Genomic DNA, 1,760 nt, shown 5'->3' with positions numbered 1-1,760 from the left:
TGGGGTGCACATCTTTGATGTGCGCGGTAGAGGAGCGTTCCGTAAGCCGTCGAAGCGGTGTTGAGAAGCACCGTGGAGGTATCGGAAGTGCGAATGCTGACATGAGTAACGACAATGGGGGTGAAAAGCCTCCACGCCGAAAGCCCAAGGTTTCCTTGCGCAACGTTAATCGACGCAGGGTGAGTCGGCCCCTAAGGCGAGGCAGAAATGCGTAGTCGATGGGAAGCTGGTTAATATTCCAGCACCTCGCATAAGTGCGATGGGGGGACGGAGAAGGTTAGGTCTACCAGGCGTTGGTTGTCCTGGAGAAAGGCGGTAGGAGTGGATCTTAGGCAAATCCGGGATCCTTTAACTCCGAGCACCGAGACGAGCTCATTAGAGCGAAGTGACTGATACCACGCTTCCAGGAAAAGCCCCTAAGCTTCAGCTTATGCAGACCGTACCGTAAACCGACACAGGTGGGTAGGAAGAGAATTCTAAGGCGCTTGAGAGAACTCGGGTGAAGGAACTAGGCAACATAGCACCGTAACTTCGGGAGAAGGTGCGCCCTTGATCGTGGCCCATGCGGGCTACAGCGATCGGGGGCCGCAGTGACCAGGCCGCTGCGACTGTTTATCAAAAACACAGGACTCTGCAAACACGAAAGTGGACGTATAGGGTCTGACGCCTGCCCGGTGCCGGAAGGTTAATTGATGGGGTCAGCCGCAAGGCGAAGCTCTTGATCGAAGCCCCGGTAAACGGCGGCCGTAACTATAACGGTCCTAAGGTAGCGAAATTCCTTGTCGGGTAAGTTCCGACCTGCACGAATGGCGTAACGATGGCGGCGCTGTCTCCACCCGAGACTCAGTGAAATTGAAATCGCTGTGAAGATGCAGCGTTCCCGTGGCAAGACGGAAAGACCCCGTGAACCTTTACTATAGCTTTACATTGAACGTTGAGTTCGTCTGTGTAGGATAGGTGGGAGGCTTTGAAACCATGGCGCCAGCTGTGGTGGAGCCAACCTTGAAATACCACCCTGTCGTGCTTGACGTTCTAACCTAGGTCCGTTATCCGGATCGGGGACCATGTATGGTGGGTAGTTTGACTGGGGCGGTCTCCTCCCAAAGAGTAACGGAGGAGCTCGAAGGTACGCTCAGCGCGGTCGGACATCGCGCACTGTGTGCAAAGGCATAAGCGTGCTTGACTGCGAGATCGACGGATCAAGCAGGTAGGAAACTAGGACTTAGTGATCCGGTGGTTCTGTATGGAAGGGCCATCGCTCAACGGATAAAAGGTACTCCGGGGATAACAGGCTGATACCGCCCAAGAGTTCATATCGACGGCGGTGTTTGGCACCTCGATGTCGGCTCATCACATCCTGGGGCTGTAGTCGGTCCCAAGGGTATGGCTGTTCGCCATTTAAAGTGGTACGCGAGCTGGGTTCAGAACGTCGTGAGACAGTTCGGTCCCTATCTGCCATGGGCGTTGGAGATTTGAGAGGGGCTGCTCCTAGTACGAGAGGACCGGAGTGGACGAACCTCTGGTGTTCCGGTTGTCACGCCAGTGGCACTGCCGGGTAGCTATGTTCGGAAGCGATAACCGCTGAAAGCATCTAAGCGGGAAGCGCGCCTCAAGATGAGATCTCCCGGGAGCTTGACTCCCCTGAAGGAACCATCAAGACCAGGTGGTTGATAGGCTGGGTGTGTAAGTACAGCAATGTATTGAGCTAACCAGTACTAATGATCCGTGCGGCTTGACCATATAACCTCAAGTTGCTTCGT

1 rRNA gene is annotated in these 1,760 nt (G+C 54.8%); it reads left to right on the top strand.

Features of this window, described 5'->3' with window-relative positions:
- Positions 1-1,740: ribosomal RNA gene (locus E2F49_RS16250) — 23S ribosomal RNA — on the top strand; the annotation flags it as partial.
- Between the last annotated feature and the right edge of the window lie 20 nt (positions 1,741-1,760).

Origin of the sequence: Luteimonas terrae, assembly GCF_004358165.1 — a bacterium.
GTDB classification, from domain to species: domain Bacteria; phylum Pseudomonadota; class Gammaproteobacteria; order Xanthomonadales; family Xanthomonadaceae; genus Luteimonas; species Luteimonas terrae.
The sequence above is the reverse complement of the archived record's forward strand: the minus strand, read 5'-3'. Positions and strand labels throughout refer to the sequence as shown.